Source organism: Lactococcus petauri (assembly GCF_002154895.1).
Taxonomy (GTDB): Bacteria; Bacillota; Bacilli; order Lactobacillales; family Streptococcaceae; genus Lactococcus; species Lactococcus petauri.
Map to the genome: position 1 here is coordinate 1 of NZ_MUIZ01000046.1, position 310 is coordinate 310.

Consider the following 310-nt stretch of genomic DNA (forward strand, 5'->3'; position numbering starts at 1 on the left):
ACATCAGACAGTGCATCCAGTGAATCCACAAGTACCTCGGATAGCGCATCAAACTCAGCATCTGATTCAAAATCAGAATCAATGAGTGATTCTACAAGCACATCAGACAGTGCATCAACATCAATGTCCGATTCAAAATCAGAATCAATGAGCACATCAGACAGTGCATCAAGCTCAGCGTCTGATTCAAAATCAGAATCAATGAGTGAATCTACAAGCACATCAGACAGTGCATCAAGTGAATCCACAAGTACCTCGGATAGCGCATCAAACTCAGCATCTGATTCAAAATCAGAATCAATGAGTGATT

Annotated in this window: 1 protein-coding gene; it reads right to left on the bottom strand. The window is 41.0% G+C overall.

Going from position 1 to position 310, the window contains the following annotated elements; all coding sequences use genetic code 11:
• Positions 1-310 (bottom strand): MSCRAMM family adhesin SdrC (locus BZZ03_RS12085; RefSeq protein WP_233129001.1); only part of this gene is annotated, 310 nt, incomplete at both ends.